The sequence below is a fragment of the Pseudoalteromonas sp. 0802 genome, assembly GCF_013350085.1.
Classification (GTDB): domain Bacteria; phylum Pseudomonadota; class Gammaproteobacteria; order Enterobacterales; family Alteromonadaceae; genus Pseudoalteromonas.
On the sequence record NZ_JABVXE010000084.1, the window covers coordinates 1 to 459 of the forward strand.

General features: G+C 35.3%; 1 protein-coding gene. It reads left to right on the forward strand.

What is annotated here, in order from left to right; translation table 11 throughout:
- Window positions 1–54: 54 nt before the first annotated feature.
- On the forward strand, window positions 55–459 hold a 405-nt coding region (locus HUS61_RS21250; RefSeq protein ID WP_258539864.1), incomplete at its 3' end, for a DNA methyltransferase.

Here is a 459-nt window from a genome sequence, read left to right on the forward strand (position 1 = left end):
GACAACCTCGAAGTATTAAAGCTGTTGCAAAAATCGTATTTTGGAAAAATTAAAATGATCTATATCGACCCGCCGTATAATACGGGGAAAGATTTTGTGTATAAGGATGATTTCCGTGACAATATTAAAAATTACAAAGAAATGACTCAACAAACAACAAAGGCGAATACAGAAACGAATGGAAGATTTCATACTGATTGGTTGAATATGATGTATCCGAGATTGAAGTTGGCACGGAATTTGTTGAGGGAAGATGGGGTTATATTTATTAGTATTGATGATACTGAGGTTGCGAATTTGAGGAAAATTTGTGATGAGATATTTGGTGAGGAAAATTTTGAAGGACATATTCATTGGAGAAGAAGATATAATCAGCCAAATGATAAGAATAAAATGATTGCACTTGTAGCTGAACATTGGCGAAAAAAGATGGCTGTGGGCATGGGAATTGGCCATGCC